At 34.6% G+C, this 25,687-nt stretch carries 15 protein-coding genes, 4 pseudogenes and 1 other annotated feature; of the genes and pseudogenes, 5 read left to right on the top strand and 14 right to left on the bottom strand.

The annotated features are described in order from the left end of the window. Nucleotides 1–185 precede the first annotated feature (185 nt). On the bottom strand, nucleotides 186–1,022 hold the full coding sequence (locus AKG34_RS08355; RefSeq protein WP_053345654.1) for an NAD(P)-dependent oxidoreductase: 837 nt from the start codon (nucleotides 1,020–1,022) through the stop codon (nucleotides 186–188). Nucleotides 1,023–1,160: 138 nt separating this feature from the next. Next, complete coding sequence (locus AKG34_RS08350) at nucleotides 1,161–2,480, bottom strand: GntP family permease (RefSeq protein WP_053345653.1); 1,320 nt, start codon at nucleotides 2,478–2,480, stop codon at nucleotides 1,161–1,163. Between the two features lie 524 nt (nucleotides 2,481–3,004). Here AKG34_RS08350 and AKG34_RS08345 point away from each other — a divergent pair. From AKG34_RS08345 to AKG34_RS27440, 3 genes and pseudogenes are all read left to right on the top strand, one after another. Next, nucleotides 3,005–3,898 carry a LysR family transcriptional regulator gene (locus AKG34_RS08345; RefSeq protein ID WP_053345652.1) on the top strand — a complete coding sequence of 298 codons (894 nt, stop codon included), beginning with the start codon at nucleotides 3,005–3,007 and terminating at the stop codon, nucleotides 3,896–3,898. Nucleotides 3,899–3,992: 94 nt separating this feature from the next. Then, nucleotides 3,993–4,139, top strand: coding sequence for a carboxymuconolactone decarboxylase family protein (locus AKG34_RS27910; RefSeq protein WP_161804913.1), 147 nt, complete (start codon nucleotides 3,993–3,995; stop codon nucleotides 4,137–4,139). Nucleotides 4,140–4,496: 357 nt separating this feature from the next. Next, nucleotides 4,497–4,667, top strand: a pseudogene (locus AKG34_RS27440) (DUF1641 domain-containing protein); the annotation flags it as partial. Nucleotides 4,668–5,467: 800 nt separating this feature from the next. On the opposite strand, the gene AKG34_RS08335 reads toward AKG34_RS27440, so the two are convergent. Both AKG34_RS08335 and AKG34_RS08330 read right to left on the bottom strand, forming a co-directional pair. Further along, a complete protein-coding gene (locus AKG34_RS08335) occupies nucleotides 5,468–6,829 on the bottom strand; it encodes a sodium-dependent transporter (protein ID WP_053348041.1) in 1,362 nt (453 codons plus the stop codon). Nucleotides 6,830–6,910: 81 nt separating this feature from the next. Next, nucleotides 6,911–7,136 (bottom strand) — a binding site (T-box leader). A gap of 402 nt (nucleotides 7,137–7,538) precedes the next feature. After that, nucleotides 7,539–8,765 carry an MFS transporter gene (locus AKG34_RS08330; protein WP_053345650.1) on the bottom strand — a complete coding sequence of 409 codons (1,227 nt, stop codon included), beginning with the start codon at nucleotides 8,763–8,765 and terminating at the stop codon, nucleotides 7,539–7,541. Between the two features lie 228 nt (nucleotides 8,766–8,993). Here AKG34_RS08330 and AKG34_RS08325 point away from each other — a divergent pair, with 228 nt between their 5' ends. Then, the gene (locus tag AKG34_RS08325; protein ID WP_053345649.1) at nucleotides 8,994–9,845 is read left to right on the top strand and encodes a LysR family transcriptional regulator; all 852 of its coding nucleotides are present in this window, start codon (nucleotides 8,994–8,996) and stop codon (nucleotides 9,843–9,845) included. A 718-nt stretch (nucleotides 9,846–10,563) separates the two neighbouring features. Here AKG34_RS08325 and AKG34_RS08320 read toward each other — a convergent pair. The 6 genes and pseudogenes from AKG34_RS08320 to AKG34_RS08300 form a co-directional block, all read right to left on the bottom strand. Further along, nucleotides 10,564–11,826, bottom strand: a complete 1,263-nt coding sequence (locus AKG34_RS08320) for an MFS transporter (protein WP_053345648.1) — start codon at nucleotides 11,824–11,826, stop codon at nucleotides 10,564–10,566. Nucleotides 11,827–12,116: 290 nt separating this feature from the next. Next, nucleotides 12,117–13,781 (bottom strand): amidohydrolase, encoded by a 1,665-nt coding sequence (locus tag AKG34_RS08315; RefSeq protein WP_053345647.1) that lies wholly within the window; start codon nucleotides 13,779–13,781, stop codon nucleotides 12,117–12,119. A gap of 1,024 nt (nucleotides 13,782–14,805) precedes the next feature. After that, on the bottom strand, nucleotides 14,806–15,543 hold the full coding sequence (gene truA / locus AKG34_RS08310) for a tRNA pseudouridine(38-40) synthase TruA (protein ID WP_053345646.1): 738 nt from the start codon (nucleotides 15,541–15,543) through the stop codon (nucleotides 14,806–14,808). Between the two features lie 934 nt (nucleotides 15,544–16,477). Then, nucleotides 16,478–16,786 (bottom strand): annotated as a pseudogene (locus AKG34_RS28690) (IS3 family transposase); the annotation flags it as partial. A gap of 340 nt (nucleotides 16,787–17,126) precedes the next feature. Next, nucleotides 17,127–17,663, bottom strand: coding sequence for an ECF transporter S component (locus AKG34_RS08305; RefSeq protein ID WP_053345645.1), 537 nt, complete (start codon nucleotides 17,661–17,663; stop codon nucleotides 17,127–17,129). A 659-nt stretch (nucleotides 17,664–18,322) separates the two neighbouring features. After that, complete coding sequence (locus tag AKG34_RS08300; RefSeq protein ID WP_161804912.1) at nucleotides 18,323–19,339, bottom strand: hypothetical protein; 1,017 nt, start codon at nucleotides 19,337–19,339, stop codon at nucleotides 18,323–18,325. A 995-nt stretch (nucleotides 19,340–20,334) separates the two neighbouring features. On the opposite strand from AKG34_RS08300, the gene AKG34_RS08295 reads away from it, so the two are divergent. Further along, a complete protein-coding gene (locus AKG34_RS08295; RefSeq protein WP_407946282.1) occupies nucleotides 20,335–21,402 on the top strand; it encodes a site-2 protease family protein in 1,068 nt (355 codons plus the stop codon). Nucleotides 21,403–22,400: 998 nt separating this feature from the next. Here the strand turns inward: AKG34_RS08295 and AKG34_RS27905 are convergent. The 4 genes and pseudogenes from AKG34_RS27905 to AKG34_RS28685 all read right to left on the bottom strand — a co-directional run. Continuing rightward, nucleotides 22,401–22,565, bottom strand: a complete 165-nt coding sequence (locus AKG34_RS27905) for a hypothetical protein (RefSeq protein WP_161804911.1) — start codon at nucleotides 22,563–22,565, stop codon at nucleotides 22,401–22,403. Nucleotides 22,566–23,554: 989 nt separating this feature from the next. Further along, nucleotides 23,555–24,035 (bottom strand): annotated as a pseudogene (locus AKG34_RS08280) (HIT family protein). Between the two features lie 132 nt (nucleotides 24,036–24,167). Beyond that, complete coding sequence (locus AKG34_RS08275; protein ID WP_269083753.1) at nucleotides 24,168–24,794, bottom strand: YesK family protein; 627 nt, start codon at nucleotides 24,792–24,794, stop codon at nucleotides 24,168–24,170. A 782-nt stretch (nucleotides 24,795–25,576) separates the two neighbouring features. Further along, nucleotides 25,577–25,687 (bottom strand): annotated as a pseudogene (locus AKG34_RS28685) (leucine-rich repeat domain-containing protein); the annotation flags it as partial.

Genomic DNA, 25,687 nt, shown 5'->3' with positions numbered 1-25,687 from the left:
GAACTTTTTAATAAAAAAAGCATCTCATAAGAGACATTTTTTTATATTGCTTCTAAAAGGCAATTTTAATTATTTTTTCATTAATATTCACGCTAAATAAATAAGGAAAGCATTCTGTTTAACACAGAACACTTTCCTATTAGAGAGAATGTATAATAAACCAATTAAGTGGTAACTTTATTCGATTATTTGGCTTTTGGTTTCTCTTTTCCCATTGAGTCAAATAATTGTGTAGATGATAAGGCATTGAATGGTAAAGTTACATTGTGTTTAAGCCCTTCGTTATAAGCCGCTTTTAAGTCTTTAAGTAAAACAGCCAAGGCAGTGTCTGCTGTCCATTCAGAAATATCGCTCCAATTTCTAACTACCCAACTATCACCTGTACTAACTTGTAATAGGTTTAATACCTCTTCTTGAGGTAAGTTATAGTGTTCTCCTAATTTAAGTCCTTCAGCTAAAGCATTCATGTTAATACCTAAAATCATATTATTAACTAATTTTGCTACTTGGCTGTTGCCTGGTTCCTCGCCATAGTAGAATGTGTTTGATCCAATAGCATCAAAGTATGGTTGGAAAGATTTCACGATGGCTTCTGAACCTGATGTCATAATCGATAATGTTCCAGCTTGAGCACCTGAAGCACCACCGCTTACCGCAGCGCTAATTAATCTCAAATCACTTTCTTCTTCGACTTTTTTGCCTAATTGATTCATTGTATCAGGGTCAAGTGTACTCATAACAATAATTGTTTTATTTTTAGGTTGGGCAGATAATATAGCGTTCTCACCAAAAATAATGTCAACATTTTGGGCATAGTCACGAACCATTGAGATAATCGCTTCGTCAGCTTGTTCCGCCACTTCTTTTAAAGTTTCTACCATTGTTATTCCAGCAGCACTTGCTTTCTCATAAACACCTTTAAAGGCATCATAACCGATTACTTCAAAACCAGCTTTCTTTAAATTAACGGCCATCGGGAAGCCCATTGTTCCTAATCCTACAAATCCAATTTTTTTACTCATGATAAATTCCTCCTAATTTATACTTTTTAATCGTAGTAATTACATCTATCACATAAAAAACTTTAGCATAAAGTTTTGAATGTTTCGTTGTAGTTGTTTCATTCATAACAAGTATGAAAACTTGCTACAGTTACATAGTTAAGCTAAACCTAAGAGGGCCATGATAACGATAACGGCCATTGCGATCCAGTGGGTAACACTTATACTGATAAATCCATTTTTGAAAGTGTCTTTCATAGTTAATCCTGTTAAATTGTTAAATATAATCAAGAATCCAGAGTAAGGAACAATTGATAGAGCTCCAGATCCGATTGCGATTGCGCGGTGAACCGTTTCCGGATCTAGTCCCATTTCCAGATAGTACGGGGCAAAATTCGCAACAGAAATGCCAATTGCTCCAACAGCTGAAGCAGTAATACCGCCTATAAGACCTGTACCAATCATTAATGAGAGTACGGGAGGTCCAGGGATTGATTGAATCAATTGAAATACACCCTTAAACGCCGGTACACTTGTTGCAATGCTACCAAATGCAATCGTACTACCAGTTGTAATCGTTGATGATACCGATTCGGCAGCACCTTGATTTAATACCTCTTTTTGCTGAGCGATTTGTTTACCGAATAAGATCGCACTCAATAAGATCGCAACAATCAAAGCGACAATGATAATGTTGCTCACAGAACTAAATATTAGGATTATGGCTAATAACACGATGATAGGCAGTAAACTGATAATGAATGATGGGAGCTTACGTTTAGATGTCGCATCACTACTTTCAACCTTCTCATCCACATTAAATGTCTCGTTATTACGCAAGCTTTTGGACAACGAAAATTTCATAAATACTAGTAAGAAGACAATTGCTGCGATGGAAGTGACGATTCCGATAAGCGGTGCAGCAGTTAATGTGGTGCCCAAAGCCGTTGAAGGCACAATATTGTGTAATGAAGGTGCCCCAGGCAACATCGTCATAGTGAACGTTGAAGTCCCACCAAACACAGGAATGGTAACTAATTTCCACGAAATATTAAGTTGTTTGAAGATAGGTTTAGCCATTGGAATTAATGCGAATATTATGACGAATACATTAATACCACCGTAAGTAAGAATTGCAGAAATAATAAATAATGCTACTAATGCGTTGTACGGGTTCTTGGTTCCTACCACGGACAGTACTTTATTTGCAATTGAAATAGTTGCCCCACTTTTATCCATGTATTTCGCTAATATAGAACCTAATAAGAATATCGCGAAATTTGATTCAACAAACCCAGCAAGTGCCGTCATATAAGAATTTTCTTTGCCAAATACTGTTTCTAGTATAGGTACATCGTTAAACAGCAACACGACAATCGTCGCTATGGGTGCAGCAATTATGATATTGAACTTTTTAATAATAAAGAGAATAATTGTTAATATACCTAACAATATCCCAAATATACCCAATATATCCATTTCGTTTCTACCTCTTTATTCTCTATTTGTTTAGTGGAAGGTTTCTTCTCAATATACGATAACCAAAGATACCTATAATGATATTTAACCTTAAAACTTCATCTCTTTTCCCTAGCTTTAGTTACACCATGTATACCCTTTCTTTAATAATAAATATAGATATATTGAAATAATATCTAGTGCACTTGACAGAAACAACTATAACTTAGGCTTCACCATTCGTACAATATATATAATTCATGACATACATTCCTTTTTTTCATGATTAAGAAGGGAATTCAGCTGAAACATACTAGATAAATTCACATTTTAAGCGCAAGTACTTGCGGTAGCTAGTGTCGCTTTGGAATAACGAAACAACAAAAATATCCAAAAGCCAGCATTTAAGAGAAATAAAAAGAATCCATTTTGAAAAAGATGGATTAAAATGTATTCTTATTTGTATACATCTCAAATTAGTATGAGTAAAATGAATGAAAGGAATAAAAATAATATATAAATTTCATAGAATGGAGATTACCTTTATGGATATACGTCACCTCACTTACTTTATAGAAGTAGCCAAATACAAAAGTTTTACTAAGGCTTCCAAATCCCTCCATTTGTCGCAGTCTACAATAAGTAAAGTAGTTAAAAGTTTGGAAGAAGAATTAACTGTAGAACTGATTGACCGTTCCGCAAAGAAAATTGAATTAACGGACGCAGGCGAAATTGTTTTAGCCGAAGGGGAAATAATTATGGAATCGCTAAATGATTTATCGATGCACCTATATGATTTAATGAACTTAAAAAAGGGAAAAATAAAAATTGGTATACCTCCAATTATTGGGTTTCTATTTTTCCCCAAAATCATTAAGGGGTTTAATAATCTATACCCCGATATCACAATAAAAATTTCTGAAGATGATTCAAAAAAGGTGAAACAGGACGTCAAAGACGGGATTTTAGATCTTGGTGTGGTTATGTTGCCGGCGGATGAAAAGGAGTTTGATGCTGTCCCCTTTGTGAATGAAGAATTGTCGCTCTTCGTCCATCATTCCCACCCATTAGCCCAGAGGGATAAAGTTGAAATGAAAGAGTTACAAAACGAAACTTTCATTCTATTTAAGCAAGAGCTTATTCATGACCTTATTATTCAAGAATGCCTACGAGCCGGTTTTCGTCCGAAAATTGCTTTTGAAGTATCTGAGTGGGGTTTTATTAATGGAATGATTGGCGAAAACTTAGGGATTTCGATTTGCCCAAAACCCATTGCAAAAAAATTCGATCAGGATTTAATCAAGGCCATTCCCATCGATAATCCTCGCTTACCTTGGAATTTAGAATTGATATCGAAAAAAAAGAAACACCCTTCACCTGCAGTTCGTGAATTTATCCAGTATATTTCTGCAGATTTACCTTTTAATCATGAAAAATAGGAATACTTTGAATGAATAATATGTATTTGACGACTTAAAAAACTGCGTTATACTTATTTCTGTCAAATACAAATAATATTTGGGATGAAATAACATGGAAAAAACGCGTCGGGACTTCCATTGGATCAATCCAAATGAAATTGTTGGAACTGTCGTGCTCTTGATTCCATATACAGGCTTCCCGCGTGTCTTGAACGGTCCAAAAGCGGTTAAAACGTTTTTGCTCAAAGAAATGAAATAATTAGGTAATTAGAAATGTCGGCATCATAATGTACCCCTAACACGCCTTAAACAACCACATGCTAAAGCAGGTGGATTTGGACATAAACGTCGACAGCTAAAGCCATCTCAAAGTGCTTAAGCTAAAGCATAATAAGGTTTTTGAGATATTCAGTCTCCAATCCTGAATATGTCGTTCTTTTCTTCATCGACTTGATTAGGGTATATGATTTCTGGTTCTTTCTTCTGTCATCGTTCCTACTATGGCTTGGAAGAAAAAATTTAATATCTAATCCTAATCGATTGTCGGAATATGTTTTACAAGAGTTATTAAAACAAATAAGCTTAGCGGAAATACAGATAAAAAGGAAAATTGGATATGTCAGAAGAATTGACTCAAGCTCAACAAGCATTTGGTAAAACGGATCTACTTGATCAATTATTAAAACCTGAAGTTCAAGAATCACTAACTACTTTAGTGGAGCAACTACCAAAGTTAACTGAGGTTGTAAATCTTTTAACAAAAACTTACGATTTAGCTCAAAACTTGCTAAAGTTCAGGTTCAAAGATGGCAAAATGAGCAGCCGTTCCTTCAATCGTAGGGATCCAAATTGTTATTCCCAACCATTCATTGGAAAATACGTGAGGTAAGCAGAGATTGTTTTTATCATATTTCAGCAAAAATATTCGGTTCCTTTTCCGCTATGCAGGACACGGATGAAAATCAAAGTAACACTTGAAAACAGCTGAAAGTTTACAATGAGCAGGACTGCATCAGCACGGAATTATTACAGGGAAAACCCATATGCATGTTAACAGAAGCCCTATGGTTTGTTGACCCAAGATTCTTGATTTCTACTCAAGTTGAAGCACGTTCTTTATCTGAAAGGTCTGGAATAATTCGCCATCATCGTCTATGCCATAGATTGACCAATTCCCCTATCAAAACACACATTTTCCCTAACAGTTCTTGTATTTCTATTAAACGAACCTGCTATACAATCTAAAATTGTAGTTTTTCTATCTCATTTCCTCCACAAAAAAGTACAAACAAAAAAGGCTGTAACCCTTGATAAATCAAGGATTCCAACCTTTCCAATTAAATGAACTGTGATGGGCTCGAACCGCCGACCCCAACCTTGTCAATCTTATAACCAAGCCCATCTTTCCCATCTTCATTTTTTTAAGCTTTTTTCGGTATTTCTGATGCCCATATCACTTTGGCTTCGCCATACCCCTTATTTATCCGTTTTTTTATAAAAAAGTGCTGAAGTTAGGCAGAATCTCTGCTAGCTTTCAGAGCTTTTGATTCACTCATAATAAGCTCTCAAAAAGTGAGTGGTTTCATACTAAAAAATCGCAACTATTTTATCAAGTATTCCAATACTATCAAGAAATACGATGATAATAACTAAAGGAATAATGAACCTCATTATAAAAAACCATATATTAAATGCAGAAGCCCCTAAACGAGAATGCTGTAATAGTTCCTCTCTCAAAGTGCTTTTCTTAATCTTAAGTGGTACGAAAATAGAGATTAAAAACACTCCTAGTGGCATTAATATATTACTAACTAAATAATCGGCTGAATCAAATAAATTTTTCGAGAAGATTAACATATCAGCAAAAACACTATAGGATAATGCAGAGGGAATTCCTACTGCAAAAATTAAAACACCAATAATAAATGCATATTTTGTTCGCTTCTCCACTTTTCCTTTAATTAGTGATGCGACAATTATTTCTAACATAGAAAAAGCCGAAGTTAATGTGGCAAATAAAAATAATGCTAAAAAACCTAATAAGAAAACTTCTCCAAAAACAATTTGATTAAACACAGCAGGCAGTACAACAAACAACAAACCAGGTCCTTCAGCTGGTTCTAAACCTAGTGAAAATACAGCTGGGAAGATTGCTAATCCTGCTAATAAAGCAATGAATAAATTCATTGTAACGATTGAAATGGCCGGTTGAATTAAGCTTTCTTTTTTTGAAAGATATGAACTATAAGTAACCATTACTGATACGCCGACACTTAAGGAGAAAAACGCTTGACCCATCGCATACAGAATACTTTGAGATGTAATATTCGAGAAATCAGGTGCTAGAAAGAACTTCACACCTTCCATAGCGTTATCGAGTGTTAGTGAGCGAATGATTAGAACAAAAAATAGTAAAAATAAAGCGGGCATCAAAATTTTATTTACTTTTTCAATGCCATTTTGAATCCCCTTTGCTACAACTAAAACGGTAATCGCCAAAAATGCAAATTGAGCTACAATCACCAAGATAGGATTTCCAATCGTCTCGTTAAAAACAGATCCATAATCTGCGCCCTCACTAATTATTCCACCAAATAAACCTTTTGCAAAATAAATAACAATCCAACCACCAATTACACTATAAAAAGACAATAAAAGAAAACAGGTAAATACCCCTAACCTACCAATCCAATGCCATTTACTATTAGGAGCTAAACTGCGATAAGCACTAACTGCTTCCTTTTGTGTACTTCTACCAATAACAAACTCTGCTAATAACAATGGAAAACCTATAAACAAAGAAAATAAAATAAACAGAAGAAAGAATGCGCCCCCACCGCTTATTCCAGTTACATAAGGAAGCTTCCATATTGCGCCTACTCCTATAGCTGATCCTGCTGCTGATAAAATAAAACCAATCTTCGATGACCATTGCTCTGATGTTTGAATGCTAATCAATCCAATCTATTTTTATTACGTCCTCTACAAAACAAAGTAAAGAACAAAAAAAGCCACGTCTCTATCGTTAACGATAGGGACGTGGCTGTTCACGCGGTACCACCCTAATTGGAAACAATACATGTTTCCCACTTGTTAAAATAACGGTTTAATCCGTTTTATACTACTTTCTCAATGTTGCAGTATAAAAAAGCTCCAAGAATGAAATTCACCTAAGTCTTTGTATCAGTTTGCACCAACCACTGATTCTCTATTAACAGGGAGACCGGCTTAATAATGTTCTTTTCTTCGCTCATTAAATATTTTGAATAATAAACGAAATTATAGTATGATAACATCCGATGGTCAAGCCCTTTTTTCAGAATTTAATATTATTTAACCCCAATTACTCCTCTCAACTCTTTATATACACCACATTCCGAGACATTTCCAAAATTCAAAAATTTATTTTAAAGGTGTACAAACTGTATACTATGTAGCACTAGTATTTGCTTAAAATTCTCTTTCCCTGGCGTTAACTTTAAAGAAAAAAGATCAACAAATTGAAGAAGAACAAGTCACATTATTAGAAATAAACCGCTTGATATTTGGGCAAATAGAAAGAGCATGTTTTGAAAGAAGATTATTCAAAACATGCTCTTAACATATTCAATTAAATGATTCTTTTATAAAAAGTTTAATTATTTTCTACCTGTGTCGCTCAAAAATCGCACTTTTGCGATGACCCCTTTGACCATTCTATTTTTATTTTTGCTCTGTATAAATTAATCGCTCCTAAAGCTACAGCGATTCCAGCAATATATAATGCTAGCTGATAACTATTCAATATATTTACGACTAAACCGAATAACGAAGGTGCTATAACAATAAATAATTGATTTAATGTCAAAGCTGAACTCACCGTTAAGCCTATATAACGGGGATCCGATTGCTCTGTGACACAAGCAATAAAAATTGAATACCAACCAATTGCAACAAACCCTAATAGAAAACAGAATAGCAGCATCAATATTTTTATTTCTACATGAATGATTAGTGGCAACATCAATGTAAGAATTACTGTAAAAACCATCACAATAAGCAATAATCTTTCTCTATTATGCTCAAAGAATTGATCACTCATCCATGCGATGACTACCCGCCCAATCATTCCACCTATTAAAACAAGGCTTAAATATTTCCCTGCCTCTGTTAGGGAATAGCTACCTTCTTGATGAAAATAACTCATAAAATGTGCAATGATAATCATTTGTAATGACATCATTACAACACCTACAATGTACATCGGATATAATTCTTTATTATTTTTGATAGCATTCATTTTCTCCTTAAAGGATACCGATTTCGATTCTGTAGGACTAGTACTTTCTGGCTCATGATAAAATAATAAAAAGAGTAGACCTCCTATAATTGCTACAACTCCTTGTACAACATGCGCGACTGACAAATTGAAATGATAAAATGTATAGGTTAGCATTACAGAGGCTAAAGCCCCTCCTATTGGTATACCGGTCTGTCTTATTCCTAAAGCTAGACCTCTATGTTTGTTGGGAAACCATTTTACGATAGCAGTACTACCACCAGTTTGAGCACTGCCGTACCATATCCCAACCAATAATAATAAAAGCAGCAATACAATGTAATTGTTAACAAAAACGAGTGTTAATGCTGAGAGCCCTAATAAAATTGTCCCCCATCCAATAATTTGTTTTTCCCCTTTTTTATCCATTAAGTAACCAAACACTAACATTGAAAACATCGGACCAATATTTACAGCTGAAACAATAAAGCCTGTTTGCAGTGGTGTTAAGTTCCATTCAATTTGATAGAATGTAGCGATGGGTCCCATGCCATATGTCACAAATGTTGCTGCAGTTTGTGATAGTGTAGCCACTAATACGATTAACCATTTATAATATGTATTCATTAATGCCCCTCCAATATCTTGCTATTACATATGTATTCAATCAGTAAAATTCGGCTATGGATATTTATTATAGAGTGAATAGTCTCGTAATCTATTATTAACTTGTAGCATCATCTCGACTCCTTATTTATTAAGCTAACTAGAGTTTACTCTCACTACTGAGAAGCGTAAAATGGAGGAAAATGATAGGATCCATAAATTTTTTTTATAGGGTGTGTGACAAACAAAATGAACATCGAAGAAATTGCATTAAAAATTGAAATATTAAATCGACAAAATTTAAGTAAATCCGCAGAAATCACAAACTATACTCAATCCGCACTTACTGCTAAAGTGAAAAAAATGGAGTCAGAAATTGGAAAACCCGTTTTTAAACGAACACCCCAAGGATTGAAAATTACTAGCGTAGGTACCCAGTATCAAAACTATCTTCAACTTATTACTCAAGAGTACGAAGAATTTTTACAATCCATTGGTGCCTATCAGCTTAACTCTAAAGTGAACTTTGGCACATCACATACAACCTTAAAAATCTACGGAGCCCCTCTCGCCAATATGTTGAATACGAAAGACATTCAATTGGATGTAGACTTCGCAGTAGATTCTAGTAATGCCATAAATCAAAAAGTACACAATTCCGAATTGGATTGTGCACTAATTAGTGAACCTATTAAAAAATACCCCGATTTAGCATACGATATTGTTGCCACTGAAACATTTGAGATTATTTCAAGTAATGATCATATAATCAATTTCGATCAGAAAACACCTATTACATTGCTTGTTTTAAGTAAAGGTTGTATGTATACAAGAGCTGTAGTTGATTGGCTTATGGATACTCAACTACAATATAATTTAAAGGAAATAAAATCTATTAGTAGTATTCAAGATTTTTTACAAATCAGTAATACCATTGCTGTATTAAATACTAAGCTTATTGACTTATACAACTATACAAACATTCACTATTACAATTTAAACTTTGACAATGTCCTTAATACCGTTTTCATTTATAAGAAGAATGAAAGTAAGCAGAACAATATTTTACAATTAAAAAATGTACTTGAGACGATTTGTTAATTTTACTATTAATAATAGAATGTAAAAAGTTTAATAGGAATATCGCATAAAAAAAATCCAGCCGGATGGTATTGTTGTTCGTTGTTGGAAGATTCCAGGCCATTATTTAGGGTTTATTACATTCTTCTATTTGAAAGGCCGTTCAGGGGATGCGTAGAGAACTAATTATGCCGAACTAAAGCAGTAAAGAGAAGCTTATAACGAATATTCAGATTGGTTTAATTGCAACGATTCCGTATATTGCTACTTCTAATGTGATGAATTACTGGTCACCTCTAAAACTTATCGTATGGGCAGAAGACGTTTGCATGCAATTCTTTTGTATGCAAATCGTCATCCCTTGAAGTTGTTTAATCAGAAATTTAATTCACTCAGACATGAACTGTGAATGATTAACCGAGACACCTAAATGATATCAAAGTTGTATATTAAACCCGATAAAAAACTGTTTGTCTTGTAAATGTTTGAAAGAAGTTATTTTATCTGTTTTTTTTAGGAGGAAGAATTTGAAGAATGTATTACCGCCTTACTATTGTTAGGTCTGGATGCCTGCAACAGTGCCGAAAAGTGGAAGAAGTTGAATGAGGGACCTTCAGATTGCCTGTAGTGAAAAATGCCTCCTGAATAATCTTGCCTTTTAAAAAAACAAAAAAAAATATGAAGAATTACATTTTATGTGAATTCTCCACTTTAAAATCAAGCATTCATTCATATCATTCTATTTTGCAGCAGGAACTATTGGAGGATTTTCAGTAGTATAATTTTCCTTACCCGAATTTAATGTCATAAAAGCGATAAAGCAAACAACCCCGAATGAAACCAATAACCAAACTGCTCCTTTAAATGATCCTCCAAAAGCGTCTATAACAAAACCAAGAGTTAAAGGAGCAATAAAGCCAGCTACCTGAAGCCCTAGATTGACCACCCCTACCGCAGAACCCCCTATTGCTTCTGGTAAGCGTTTTAGTGGCAAGCTAAAAATAATAGTAGATAATGCCGCTGAAAATATAGGTATAATGGATTGATAGATGATCACTCCCGTTAACGTTTGTGCATTAAACATGAGATAAACGAATAATGCAAGACCTAATCCACTAAAACCCCCTATCCATTTTTCTCGTCCCTTTCTTACTTTATCTAGTACATATCCAGCGATAATATAGAAAAGAACCGATGTCATGGCCGGAATCATCTGTAATAAACCCATAGATATTAAATTAAGGCCACGTTCCTGCACCAAGTATGTCGGCATCCATGACATGACTCCCCAGCTGATGAAACCAAAGGCAAAAGAAGCAACCATCAAGCTAAGAACCAAGGGAGTTTTAAACAGCTTTATAAAAGAACCTTTTGGAGGAACTTCAGTTTGGGAATCTTCTGCTCGCGAGCTCGTTTCACTTTGACTCCCTACTTTAGGTTTTAATAAGAACCAATATAATAATCCAATCGTAAACCCGAAAATTCCAATAATACCAAACATCATCCTCCACCCAATACTAACGAGCAGAGTTGCTGCGAGTATAGGGGAAATCACACCTGCAACCGTGAGAGCAGAAAGAAACACAGACATTGCCTGGGAACGTTTTTCTTGCGGAATGGCCACTGAAATCATTTTGGCACCAGCAGGGAAAAAGCTGCCTTCCCCCAATCCAAACATAAAACGAATAATCAATAACGAGACTAAAGACCATGCTACTCCTGTCAAGCTAGTGAAAATGGTAAAACTAAAGACTGAGAAAATAAGGACGATTCTTGCACCAAAGCGATCGGCCATCCACCCGCCGGGAATCTGCATAATCGCATAACCTAAAAAAAAGACGCTTAATATCATACCTGTTGAGGATGCGCTCAATTGAAGGTCATCGGAAATATGGACAATCCCATAGTTAATGACAAAACGATCCATTGCCGAGAACAAATTACCTACAAAAAGTAATATCAAAATCATTTTTGGATTTTGAACGTATGTTAATTTGTTCACTTGCATAGCCTCCTTAGTAAATTATTAATTTTCACATCACAAGTCCTTTAGTTAAGGGCAACAGGAAAATGGACTTTAAAACTATTTTACTAATAACGAGGCTAAATATTTAAACGATAATGGGCATCAACCCTTTTTTATTAATCAGTAGTTTTCCTCTATTATTTCTAGGATCAGAATTTATATTATGGAAGGGAAATTAGAATGACGCACTCTTCAAATAATTATAGATGTTGATATTTTAAACATTAAGCTCAATTGTTAACGCCTTTTAAAGATGCAATAAAAAGTTAAGAAGTCCTTACAGTTTCTTGACCATATACTGGTTTTCCATCAATAAAAGTAGCCAGAACTGAAATGTCCTTAATTTCTTCCGGATGAATGGCTGTAGGATCAGCCTCGAGAATGGCAAAGTCTGCATGTTTTCCAATTTCGATGCTTCCTGAACACGCTTCATCAAAATTTAGTTTTGCTCCATAAATAGTCATGGACTTTAATGCAGTTTCGACATCAATACGCTGCTCTTGGCCTAAAACATGGCCCTCTCTCGTTATTCGGTTTACTGCTACCCACACAGAAAACAGCGGTGAGATTGGAGTAATTGGACAATCAGAATGCAGGGTAAACAGTAAATTATGAGCTACAGCCTCAGCTAAAGGGCTAATACGCCTTCCCCGCTCTGGTCCTAAGAAAATTTGTTTATGCCTGTCTCCCCAAAAATATACATGATTGATGAAAAAGGATCCTGCTACATCAAGTTCTTTCATCTTCACCACATCTTCAGCGGTGGCGCTTTGGACATGTTCGATTCGATGGCGGTGATCTGCACGTGGGCTCTTGGATAAAGCATATTCGTATGCTTCTAAAATCGATCCGATGGCACGATCCCCGTTTCCATGGGTTGTGATTCTAAATCCTCGACTGTGCAGGTCTAAAACTTCTTCGTTAAATGCTTCTTGCGGATGGATGAGTTCTCCATAAACATCTGGATTTTGATAATACGGTTCCCGCAATGCTCCTGTTAAGCCTTGAATGGAGCCATCCTGGAACATTTTAGCGCTATCTAATTTAGCCCGACCTCCAGATCTTTCTTGGAACTCTTTGTCCAGTTGAGCAGGAGAATATCCTCCGAAAGCTTCTCCTTCACGAAGCTGCTGGTGCATAATCATTAATTGCGTACGCATCGGATTAATCCCTTGCTCAGCCGCTTTAAGATGAATCTCTAAATCTTGCAAATCACTAGTGAAGCCTACAGCTGCATCTGTATTCGTTGTAATCCCTTGAGCTAAATAATCTTTTGAAGCCTTCCCTAGCATGTCAATCTGTTGTTTTACTGTCATTTGAGGAATCTGTTTATTAATCGGTATCATAGCTGCTGGTTCATAGATTACGCCATTCAGTCTCCCTTTCTCATCCCGCCCGTAATGGCCGCCTTGAGGGTCAGAAACATCATCTGTTAAACCAGATAATTGTAAAGCGAGTGAATTAAATGCGGATATGTGTCCTGAGGTGTGTGTGATGATAACAGGTTTATTTGGCGAAACCTTATCTAAGTCTTCCCGTGTTATATGGCGCTTTTCATACAGAAGGGTATCATCATATCCATATCCCTTGACCCATTCCCTATTGGGAGTTTCTTTTGCTTTTGCACCAATTACCTCCAATATATCTTTTATGGATTGATTTGGCGGTGTGCCGCAATTCACCTGTCTCATTATTTGGCCGTACGCCAAAATGTGATTATGTGTATCAATAAATCCTGGAATTAAAGTAGATCCCTTTAAATCAACAACATTTGTACTTGCTGTCACTTCGACGGCACTTTTAGGAGGCTCGCACTCTCTCCAAATACCAACAATTTTGCCATTTGCTACAGCCACAGACCCAGCACGACGATTCCTATTATCTAAAGTCAGTACATTGGCATTTTTAAATAAAAGATCGATTTTAATCATAAAAAATCCCTCTATTCTTTTAATTTAAATATTTCATCATTCCGTTAAGATTCTTTTGCAATGACACTATGGTCTGCAGTTACATTAGCAGTTACTCTGGCGGGGAGAATTTTTTTTCAAGGGAAAATAGTGGCCATAAAACACATCCTTTCTTAAATGAATTGAGAAGTTTTAGACGAACATACACGCGCATTTTCATTCTTGCTAGCATCTCTACCGCCCTCAACATCACGTCGTCCGAACCAGTAAAAAGGACATATTTATATTAAATCATTTATATTCATAATTTTCAATATTTTCAAAATATGTTTTCCGTTTAATTAATTGAACTAAATTCCTGATACTTAAGGTTTTGCAAAAAGGCAAAACATGAAAAAAAATACACTTAGACTGTCATGTCAACTGGTCCATAGGTTTAATTAACAAAAAAACTCCCGGAATCCAGACGTTTTATGTTTCACTAGACGTGATGCTAATCTGCCTACTGCGAACATAACTACTAAAAAACCCACATATTCTCATAGACCCTGCCCAGCTTTCAATAGGTTAATATAAAAATTTTGTATTAGCGAATAGCTTTTCAATTAAAAATAACAATGTGAGCAGATCATTAATCAACCGCAATCGCCCGAAGCATACAACAACACAATGTTTATTTATGCAAATAGATTCTCTTAATTCCATTGTTTGAAAAAAGACTCAAATCCTTGTAAGGATTTAAGCCTTAGATAGTTGATGGCCTGTGAGGGATTTAAACCCCCGACCTCACCCCTGTCAATTTTCCAAACTATCTTTTAAACAGTATTTTTGCAAGAATAGAATACATTAATTCCAATTATTCAAGTTTCTAGAAATTCTGTGCAATTTTTTATCTTTGAATAATAATTGAGATGAGGGTATGGTGTATTTTTTTTGCGAAACACTCCACATATCCAGAGTGTATGTTACAACACACGGAATATCGGTAATGGTTTACAACATCCATCCAGGCGCATTTTGCATAGACGGTGCATCTATATTTGGTCTAAAAATCAACCTTTACCAAGTACAACCCAGCTGCCTCCGCCATACGACCCGTTTGGATTCTTTCTTTTGACTCTAAAATACTTGGTATATTTTCAGCATCTATTTCACCCAACCCAACTTCTATCAACGTTCCGACAATCTTTCTAACCATATTATAAAGAAATCCATCCCCTCGCACTGTAATTTGGATGAAGCCGGCATTTTCTTCTATATCAATAGAATATATTTCACGCACCATGGATTTTTTCTTAGACTTTGCATTTGAAAAAGCAGTAAAATCATGTTCACCTATAAAATATTGACATGCTCTTTTCATTCTTGTGATATTTAGCTTTTTCTCAACATGCATACTGTACTTTCTCATGAAAGGATTTGTATATTGCTCGTTCCAGATCTTATATAAATAGGTTTTATCCTTAGCATTATAACGGGCATGAAAACGTTCAGGTACTAACATAACCTCCACAATGCTGATATCTTGGGGTAAATATCTATTCAAATAATTCATGATTTCAGATTCAGTCAGATTTTCACCAATCTTAAAATTGGCGATTTGAGCAAGAGCATGTACACCGGCATCTGTTCTGCTGCATCCGATGATTTCAATTTTTTCCCCTACCATTTCCGTTAATACATTTTCTATTTTTCCTTGAATCGTATCATCACTATTACCGAGTCGTTGCCAGCCCTTATAGCGCCCGCCATCATATTGAATTGTCAATTTATAATTGTTCATTTCTTCCTCCTTATTTTATTACCTTATAGTCTTCTAAACAGAAAAGTCTTGATAAAATACAAGCCCCCCATACAACTCCTGCTGTATGAGGGAACATATCAGTTTTTCTTAAAAACACAACAAATTGTTAAGGTGTTATTGGTCTTTGTATTATATTGTAATGTGTTTTTGTACAACCAAAAAATATTTCTCCGAAGTTCCCCGATTCCCACCGTTCGAATTAAAATAAAGATTTCCGACTGAACCCCTATTTTGCTCCTTTTTTATTTCAAAAGACTTTTTTTGAGAGAGGAGAGAAAGAAAAGATAGGAATGGCAAAGGGATTGACATAAAAAAGATCCCAAAATCGGAAATGCCTATTTTCACGAAATTAGAGTTAAAATCGGAAGCGGTTATTATTGGGTTACACTTTTAAAACTAACTTTGACACACACTCCACATGTGCGAAGTCTATGTGGTGATACATGGAGTGTTTCTTTTTATAAAGCTGTATCCCTTTATTCCCCTATAAATCGGTTGAACTAAACTTCGTTACTTCTTTCACTAGTCTAGGCGAATGTAATAACAGGATAAAATGCTCCACATTTCCAGGTTTCTTTTGGGAGCACCACACTGCTTACAAGGACTTTAATAAATGATTTATGAAGATCAAACATATAATTTATGCCATTCCATAATAAATCCTAGCACTCAAAGTGAAAAGTACTTCTGCATAGTGTACCAAAGAGGCTGACGTCATGCAACGAACGAGACATTCAAAAGATTTTAAGATGCCTCCCCACGAGCAAATTAATAATCAAAGTGAGTGGCCTACTTTGTCTATCAACAGAATGTGCATTAAAAAACTATTTTTTGTTTGTTATTCATAAAAGCTATAGAAGCAGGAGAACTTGATGAATGCCTACAAGAAATTGAAAAACATATAATGCTAAAATAGTTGTACTTCAGCTTCTAATCTAGCATTTTTCTCTTCCAATGTTTTTTCTTTTTTACGAGATCTTCCTGAATGGTTTATTCGTGAATCACTCAATCCCAAAACACCCGATTTTTTATAGGCAGTACGCCTTCTATAGGCTGCTTTTTTAACCCTGTCAACAACAATGATTTCAATATCAAATCCATACTCTTCAAAAATAAGATGTGGTAGCTTTCCTTTTTCACTTTCAGCGATAAATTTTCTTATAAACTCATCTGTATATGTAATTGACTTTGAAATAACAGATTTAACACAAGGATTATTCGAAAAGTTATTTCTTTTTCAGTTAAGTGTTTTTCATTTGAAATTCCCCAATTCGATTTTTAACTCATAATACAAAATAGTACCCTATAGAGTAGTCCTTTTTTCAAAGTATCTACTCTATAGGGTACTTTTTACAATACTGAATTCATTTAATCGCTGCTTAATTAGCAGGGTGTCTTTTATTAAACTGTCCGAAATTTAGGGCGTAGTTCATCATCTAAAGGGTACTATCATATAGCTGAACAACAGGTAAAGAAAATAGAGAAAAATAATTAATAATTAGGAAAAAAGGAATCAGTTTGATCCACAGCTGAAAGACCAAAAGAAGAAACCAAAATATGTTTCACTCAAATACCTGTCCAGCTCTTTTCTTTAGACGTCCTGCCAGTGGTACTACAATTATACCGGCTAATACGACCTGCATAACGTTTCCGGGGATGGAGCCGAATGGCTGTATCCAGTTACCGTAAAGGATAACTTCGACAAAATAGTAGCCCACGATTTTTATAATCAGTGCAACGGCAACTGCCAGTGTGTATACAAGTTCTCTTTTGCCGGGTACCTTTTCGGATATGAGGCCGGCTAAAAAGCCCATTGTACCTACGATGATGAATGTAAACGGTGCCCATGCTGCCCAACCAGAGATAAGATCGAAGAAGCCCATTCCTAAGGCGCCTGCTATGGCTCCTGTTTTTTTGCCATAAACCAACGCTGCTATAAAAAGAGGAACGTTACCCAGATGGATTAGGCCTCCGTTACCCATTATTGGGAGCTTTATGTTGATGAACATTGTGGCTACTAGGGTAAGTGCGATGAAAAGTGCATTGATGACTAAGGCTTTTGTTTTAGTTGTTTCTGTCGGTGAGTATGTTGAATTCATATGATAACCTCTCTCTTTTTTTAAAATATTATCATACTCCTAATCAGATTTGTTGAATTAATTTAAATACACACCTTATTTGAAAATAGTTTTGCAGACCCATACTATTTAACACACCCTAGCTCCATCTCAAAATGGAGGTTTTTAGTCAGAAAAGTAGGTAAGTATGGGCATTTCGAATTGAGGCCGGGATTGATGAATTAACTGGGCAGCGCAAAAAAAAATTATCATAGTCTTTTTAAAACAGAGCAACAGTCTCGTGCAATATCTGTGCAGTCTTTGTGCAATGTATAAAATTAAGGGATAAAATGGAGATGTCAAAAAAAAGAAAAAGCCCAAACCCTTGAAAAGGATTTGAACTCTGTTTTGAAGATGACCTGTGAGGGACTTGAACCGCCGACCCCTTCCCAGTCAAAACTATTTCACTCTTTTCCTCTAGTTCTTTATCATTCCAAGGAATACTGATACGTATGGGTTTATTACACTTTTCATCAGTAAAATTACCCTCTGATCCTTTCCGATTCTTTGGAATCCGCCACCATTTAGCCCATTTATATTAACTGCTGAAATAGTGAATGTTGAAATCATGTTTTACTAACTCGAAATGTGAATTGACACTAAAAAAGCCAGCATCCGCTGACTCATTAACCCTTATGAAATTAAATATCGTAAATTGAATCAAAACCCATACCATAGAATAACTCTTTATTTTCTACTCTCAATTCTGCTAAGGTTTTGTTTTTTTCTTTCACAATGCAATATTCATAGCCATTTATTTTACCGCCATTTAATTGACTCGCCCACTCATTTAAGGAGATAATTTTTCCATTGAATTCTACATTGTCCCCACCGTAAATTTTCGCCTTCGATTCTTCTTCTTTGTTTCTATAAAAGCAATCGTCCCCTTCAGACACCAGACCAACCTCTATCATGTGGCTTAGTTTTGGGTATTTCATTCTTGAGCCACCACTTTTTCGCTTCCTAGTCGTTGGTCGTTTATTTTCACTTTTTATAATTTCTGAAAAATAATCGTCATCTGAACCCAACGGCAATAATTTCTTGATTTCCAACAAATATTCATTATCCGTCTCCGTCTCTCTTTCAATCAATTGTGGAGCGATTTCAAAACATGAAATATCAACACCCTTTGTCAGCAACCATGCAGAAGCGGATAAGACACTAGGTTCAAAACTTGAGGCAACTAGAATAATTCTTTGGTCCGCATTGAAATCATTAAATGTTCCATGCTCCTTCAAAAAGGTATAAATATCTGTTATACCTTGTTCAACAGCTTTTTCTTCCTCCACGCCCATATATCGTATAAGATACTCGGCATGGACTTTCTCCACTAATTCTTCTATGCTATTGATTTTCGCAAAAGACGCAGCATATCTTATAGCTTGAGATTCGAAATTATCTCTTCTAATTTTCATGTCGTCTGCATCGCGTTTGATTTCAATAATTACAACATTGCCGTTGCTATCTACACCAACTAAATCCGTCCGTTTGTTGGAATTATCCCGGACTTGTTTCCCTATAATTTTTAATTCATAATCTTCTTCCTGAGTTAATATTTCAATATTCTCTTGCAGGAATTCTTCCAAAGCGTTTTCAACAAGCCCCAAGCTTTTGTATGTTACCTTTGCTATTCCACATTCGTTTTTCTTGATTTTCATTTTACTTGATTCATTTTCTTCTACTTTGATTTGAACTAACATGCAACATCATCCCCCAACTGAATATGAACACAATAAATGAACAGGTATTTAATTACTTTAAAACGATAAACATGGATAAAACAATCCATCTTGAACTATTTTAATCCCAATTATAAATGTGGCTAAGCGCTCCGCAGTATGTTTGAAAGGCAAATATGCGGTTGTAATATGATGTAAAAGCTTTCCGTTGGGTATCCCGTCTGCCCCGGCTACGATTTACTCTCGTAGTGTCTCCCGTTAAAAGGGAACTATAGAATTTACTTATATATTTACTGAAAGAAAATATAATCGTTTCGGCGGTTCGTACATATCCCAATAAATTTATTTGAGTTATTAAAAATAAGTTCAATATCTTTTCCAATCTTGGTATGCTGTCCTATACATTCTAACAGGTTCCACAGCATAGTCTTTGTATGTTGGAAAGTCTTCTCCAGCAGTAGAATCTATAACTCCACTAAACAATACCAGGACTGTATTACTTTTTCTCACCATTTTTCGCATTGCTAACCTCATTTTTTTCAGCCTTTTTTACTCTCCGTCCTTATAATCCGGTAGGAAAAACATACTTTTTTCTTCTAATATACTTTCTATAGCACTTCTTTTTCAGGGACTAATTTTCTATAGTCTTCTGAATCATCAACAGCTTCTTTATCAAAAATCATGTTCATTACTTCCATCTAGTATTTCTGTGATAGGTGCACTCTATCTTAATTATAAAAAAATGTAATACTTGAAAGTTAATATTCTAGAAAAATATTCCTAAAAGGAAAAGAAAAAATACGATATAATAAGGATATTAGCAAGATGATAAATCAAGAAGGAGCTCAGATAGACATAGTGTCACTGGGGTCATCTGTTTTCCCATTTACTCTAGGAGGTACATTTTGAAAGAATCTAAATCGAATAAAGGATGGTTAAGCTTGGGGGCAATCGGGTTATTTTTCCTAGGAAAAATGAAATGGTTGTTTGCGCTATTGAAAATAGCAAAAGTAGGTTCTCTGATTTCTATTTTCGTTTCATTAGGAGCGTATGCCTTGGTTTACGGTTGGAAATTTGCCGTAGCCCTAGTCTATCTAATTTACATCCATGAAATGGGGCATTTACTTGCTGCTAAGAGAAAAGGCATCAAAACATCCAATGCCATTTTCATCCCTTTTGTCGGAGCCTTAATTGCCCTTAAAGAAGAACCCAAGAATGCTAACCAAGAAGCTTATCTTGCCTTCGGAGGTCCTTTATTAGGTACATTAGCATTTCTACCAGCCATCCCCCTATTTATGATGACCGAAAATCCGTTTTGGCTTTTAGTTATTACACTTGGAGCCATGATTAACCTATTTAATCTAATGCCTGTGCATCCTCTTGATGGAGGACGTATAGTGGGAGTCATCTCCACAAAGCTTTGGGTATTAGGGATTATCGGAATGGTTGTATATTTGTTTCTCCATCCAAATCCATTTTTAATACTCTTCTTGTTATTAGGTATTACTAAGTGGTGGAAAGAATTCCGCAGCGAGATAACTAGAAATCAAAGAGATATCGTAATCGAATTCAATCAATTTGGTTTAGAGCAGCTAGAGGAATATGCAGGTGCGACAGAAGAAGAAAAAATTCGCCTGTTTAATATTTGGAATGTGGAATTAAATCAACTAAGTCAGAAGCTAAACAAAACGAAGACTTGGCATATCCCACTCCTAGAAGATAATAAGCTAAAAGAAAGACAACTGAACGAGTTAAAAGAAAATATATATAGGTCATTAGTTGATGCTGCTAATTCGAATGAATATCAGTACGGACCGACCGATTTTGAAAATATAGGCACGTATGAACGAACGGTTGCAACTTTCTTTGAAGAAGTGCAAGAACAAACAGAAATCAGGGATAAAGAACAATCCTATTACTCATCGAGTCTAAAAACAAAAATCATCTGGTTCTCATTATATATTGGACTCGCAATTTTCTTAATGTTAACAAGCAGATATTATGGTGATTTAATGGAACAATACAAAACGTTTTTGCCTTAATTTATTATCTAAGGGGGACCTCATTATGATGGTCCCCTTTTAACTTATCCAATTTATTATTGATTAGGCATTGTTAAACATTAATATTGATTTTGTACAAATAAAAGAGACCGCTTGTGTTTAACGGGTTCAGTTTTCGAGTACAAAAAGAGAATTCACATAAGTATTAGCACGGATTTAATATATAAATTCGTTACTTTATTTTTGTTGGTATATCGATGTTTACTCAGCTTTGATAGACAAAACGACACCATAATTATCAAACAAATTGGCAACAGTCTGATAGACAGCTGACTTAGTATAAAACGGTTATTAATTTGAATGTTAATCCGTAGACCATATTAAATTTAAGACTCATTTTTTATCACAAAAAGTACATTTAATGTAAAATTAAACGGTAAATAAGATACACAGTAGACTATTATAACGAAGTAAGAGAGGAAAATAGTATGGAACAATGCTCTTTTTGTAAAATAGAAAAACTTGAAAATGATTTTTATATGTATAGTAATCACCATATGACTAGGGGGAGAGTTCAAAAAGGTTATGTTTGTAAACGTTGTAGTGATATGACATATGGTGATAAATGGTATCCATTATAGGTTATGATGAAAAATGTGAAATTAGTAATCATGGCTATGTTAGAGAGTTAAGAGAAAACAGATATTTTAACATAACGCGGGTACAAAATGCTGGTACAAGCTATGTGTATTTAACTAAAAATAGTAAGAGCATGAGAAAAAATATTCGTTCATTAATGAAAAGGTTTTGTACGGAAAGATGAACAATACGAAAATATTGTTTCGTATTATTGATTGGAAATTTTAAAATTAAAAAAGCAGTTGGATGTGATTCCACTGCTTTTTCTATTGCTAATAATTATTTGTTTCTTAATGTTATTCGTGTTGTGAATTTCAAGTTTTGTACTTCAAAACCGAACCCGTTAGCTTATTAAAATAATTTTTATTGCCTGTCATCGGGCTCTTCCATATCACCCATTATTTTTGATTCTTACTAATATGATTAGCTATATATAAAAGTAAACCAAAACCCCCGCCAACAAGTACCTTAAAACCTGAACCAACAGCTACCCACTCCAAGGCGTAAAAAACTATCACACCGAGAAGAACATATGAAAAAACTGTATCAATCTTAATCAACATCTAACCTTCTCCCTTTATTTGACGTACAATATAAATTCTATTTCAAATGCATTATCACTAGTTGAACTAAACTGCGCCTTAGTTCCATAGCTGCTGAACACCTCCTCGTATTGAAGTAGAGCGCCTGTCAGTTAAATATCCGTTATCCCATAAGGTTAGATAAAATGTATAGAAAACCATAAGCCCCTAAAGAACTAAAACTCGCAAATATAACCGCAATTGATAAATAAGAAATATAACCAGATTTCTTTCTCGACTGAAACAAATAAAGAATAGATAAGCTTAAACTGATAATAAAAAAGACAATCCATAGATTGTTTAATGTAAAAGTTTCAAAATTGATAAGATAATTCGCTATGTAGATAACATTAATCAGGAGCAATAAGATTAAGATAAATTTTTTCATATTTACATCATCCTTTCACCGTTTTGGCTATCCATATTTTAATAAGAAATCCGATAGTTTAATAAAGAAAGGGCTGACGTAAGCTAACGCATCTGTTAGTTGAAAAGCTATGCTTTTTATTTTGGGTGTTTTCGTATAGATTGTTGCTATAAGGGGGCTTAACACTCCTTTTAAAAACATTCAATCAAGAATACAAGAAGGATTAGCACACCTAATAACGTCATAAAAAACGTTGTGATTAGCAAGGTATGGCGTAATGGTGACTTTATTTTGAAGACTATATAGCAAAACAAAATCCCTAACACCAATGCACTTAGAGACCATATTTGTCCAAACTTTGTATCCAATTTATCTGTCATAAAAACCAATGCATACAAAACAAGCATATGAATAGTAACAAGAAGTATACAGATTGTATTTAATATTTTAGTGCTTTTTAAAATTTCCATATTTCTCCTCTACCATTCTCTAAATTATACCATTTCCATCTTCAACTATCCTGCCCCTTTGGTTTCATTTGAAAAAGGCACGGCAGAAACCACTGTTATTGAAGTAAAGCGCCTATTATCGGAACAAGGAAGGGTTAAGTGTTTAGTTCTTTTTTTAAAGCCTTAATCCCGTCAATTACACTTTTTATATTTTCATCATTATTTAATTTGTCTCTTGCGTGGAGTAAAACTGGTCTAACAGATTCCACCGAACGTCCCAAATCGTACATCCATTCATATCGAGGAACCATCCAAAAAATGGTGGGTAGTATCTTCATTGTAAAAGTAATAAACATGTTCTATCCCTAACACTTCCCTTTGAGCTTTTCTAATCCTAGATAATAAGTTTATGTAATCAACCTTTTCTAAATCATTTAATTCGTCAAAGCACTTAATATGGCGTTTTGATGCTAAAATTACTAAACCTTTAATGGGATATGCAACGTCTTGGTGAGCATGAAAATATTCAGTTTCGACTATTACACCACCATCCGGTTCTATTTCCCCACTTGTTAAAGCACAACTTAAACATTCGACTTCAACTGTTTTTCCATTAGACAAAGTAATTTCCCTCATAATTCCCTCCAAAAACAAAATAATATCTCTTTTTAAATGATAAAAAATATACAATCCTTGTTGAACTATCCACCCTAATAATTCAACAAGCAAAAATCAACAACTTCTTTAAACAGAGCAAATTATAAAGATTTAATCCAATAAACCATCTCCATAATTTGTTCCATCAGTATCCAAAATGACTACCTTTGATTTTATACGAGTAAGTGCTACAGCTATATACGGATTTGGCTCAGGGTTTTTATTATAAGATGTCCGAATGCGGATGATAGTCTCATCATAATTTTCTTTCACTTCCAGAACCTCAATCGTATTTCCCTTTTTTTCACCGCCCATTGATATTAATAAAAAGTCCTCCCCTTCACCACCTTTAAACTTTTTGTAACCAACAATGGAAGTATCTTTTTCAATTTTTCCAATATACTGTTTAGTTTCAACATCCATCAGTCTTTCTTTATCCACTACTAGATAGTCCACTTGATTGATGAATCCGATGAATATATGAACAGCGATGATTAGCGGAACCCCAATAAAGAGTATTTTCTTACCTATAGCAAATCTCTTTAAGAAAAAGTATAGAATCGCCAGTGTCAATACACCAAGGCTCAATACACCATACGGCATCCCCTCGAACCCGCCAATCCTAAAGGAAGCCACTAAAATCAATATACCAAGAGAGAATAGAAGTACGAGTCGCGTGTTTTCTTCTATCTTTCTCATGAATAAATAGGTGAGTCCACACATCACAATACCTAATATGATGCCTGCTTCATATACGTATAAAAAAATATCAATCTCTCCCTTGTTTGTTATTTATATATAGATATGTTTGTATAAATGGTTGTTAAGGAACCCGGTCAAATTCTTAAGGAATGTTGTGTTTGAATGAGGTTCGAATATGCAATTACACGTTTTGTTTTTTGCTTGTTTATCAAGCAAGATAAAGTGTTTCACTTGCTTTCTTTTTCTTAATCATCCTATAAATTGAAAATCGATGTCCTAAATAGCCACGAATTTGTTTGTTGTGGTTAAAAAGCCTCGTATATTTAGGGTTGTAATACAAAGTAGTAAACCATTCGCATTCTTCAATGTGTTTATCCGTATGTTTTGTATTGTTATGTAATGACAATGATGCAACGAATAAAAAATCTAATGCTAATGATAATAATTCACCGATAATGAACGAACCTCCTCGGATTGGTTGATTTCTCCTGAAAAGTTTACTTAGGGAATGAACGAATTATTATGTTTTCCAATAACAACATTTTTTCAGATACATAACTTTATATAATTAATAAATCACTTTAAACTATAACAAATTAATCAATTTATGGTAGATTTTTCTTTTGCGATAGCTTTGTTAAACATTAATGTTGATTTTTGAACAAATAAAGAAGACCGCTTATATTGTTAACGGGTTCGGTTTTTTTGAAGTAGAAAACTTTAATTGGAACCCCATTTAACATTAAAATCAGTATTGGTATCAACATTAAATTAGCAATAGAAAAAGCAATGGAATTGGTTTCCCATTGCTTTTTAGTTTAATTTTTATACTTTTCTTGGTACGCTTTGAATTGTTCTTCGTATTTTTGTAACTTTTTCACATCAACTTTAGAATTTAAGAACGGTTTTCTCTTACCTACTACCATTAC

Origin of the sequence: Peribacillus butanolivorans (assembly GCF_001273755.1) — a bacterium.
Lineage (GTDB): Bacteria > Bacillota > Bacilli > Bacillales > DSM-1321 > Peribacillus > Peribacillus butanolivorans.
The sequence above is the reverse complement of the archived record's forward strand: the minus strand, read 5'-3'. Positions and strand labels throughout refer to the sequence as shown.

Coding starts and splice junctions, on each gene's coding strand:
- AKG34_RS08355 (WP_053345654.1), bottom strand. CDS start 1,022: ATGAGTAAAAAAATTGGATTTGTAGGATTAGGAACAATGGGCTTCCCG.
- AKG34_RS08350 (WP_053345653.1), bottom strand. CDS start 2,480: ATGGATATATTGGGTATATTTGGGATATTGTTAGGTATATTAACAATT.
- AKG34_RS08345 (WP_053345652.1), top strand. CDS start 3,005: ATGGATATACGTCACCTCACTTACTTTATAGAAGTAGCCAAATACAAA.
- AKG34_RS27910 (WP_161804913.1), top strand. CDS start 3,993: ATGGAAAAAACGCGTCGGGACTTCCATTGGATCAATCCAAATGAAATT.
- AKG34_RS08330 (WP_053345650.1), bottom strand. CDS start 8,765: ATGAATACATATTATAAATGGTTAATCGTATTAGTGGCTACACTATCA.
- AKG34_RS08325 (WP_053345649.1), top strand. CDS start 8,994: ATGAACATCGAAGAAATTGCATTAAAAATTGAAATATTAAATCGACAA.
- AKG34_RS08315 (WP_053345647.1), bottom strand. CDS start 13,781: ATGATTAAAATCGATCTTTTATTTAAAAATGCCAATGTACTGACTTTA.
- truA (WP_053345646.1), bottom strand. CDS start 15,543: ATGAACAATTATAAATTGACAATTCAATATGATGGCGGGCGCTATAAG.
- AKG34_RS08305 (WP_053345645.1), bottom strand. CDS start 17,663: ATGAATTCAACATACTCACCGACAGAAACAACTAAAACAAAAGCCTTA.
- AKG34_RS08300 (WP_161804912.1), bottom strand. CDS start 19,339: ATGAAAATCAAGAAAAACGAATGTGGAATAGCAAAGGTAACATACAAA.
- AKG34_RS08295 (WP_407946282.1), top strand. CDS start 20,335: ATGAAATGGTTGTTTGCGCTATTGAAAATAGCAAAAGTAGGTTCTCTG.
- AKG34_RS27905 (WP_161804911.1), bottom strand. CDS start 22,565: ATGTTGATTAAGATTGATACAGTTTTTTCATATGTTCTTCTCGGTGTG.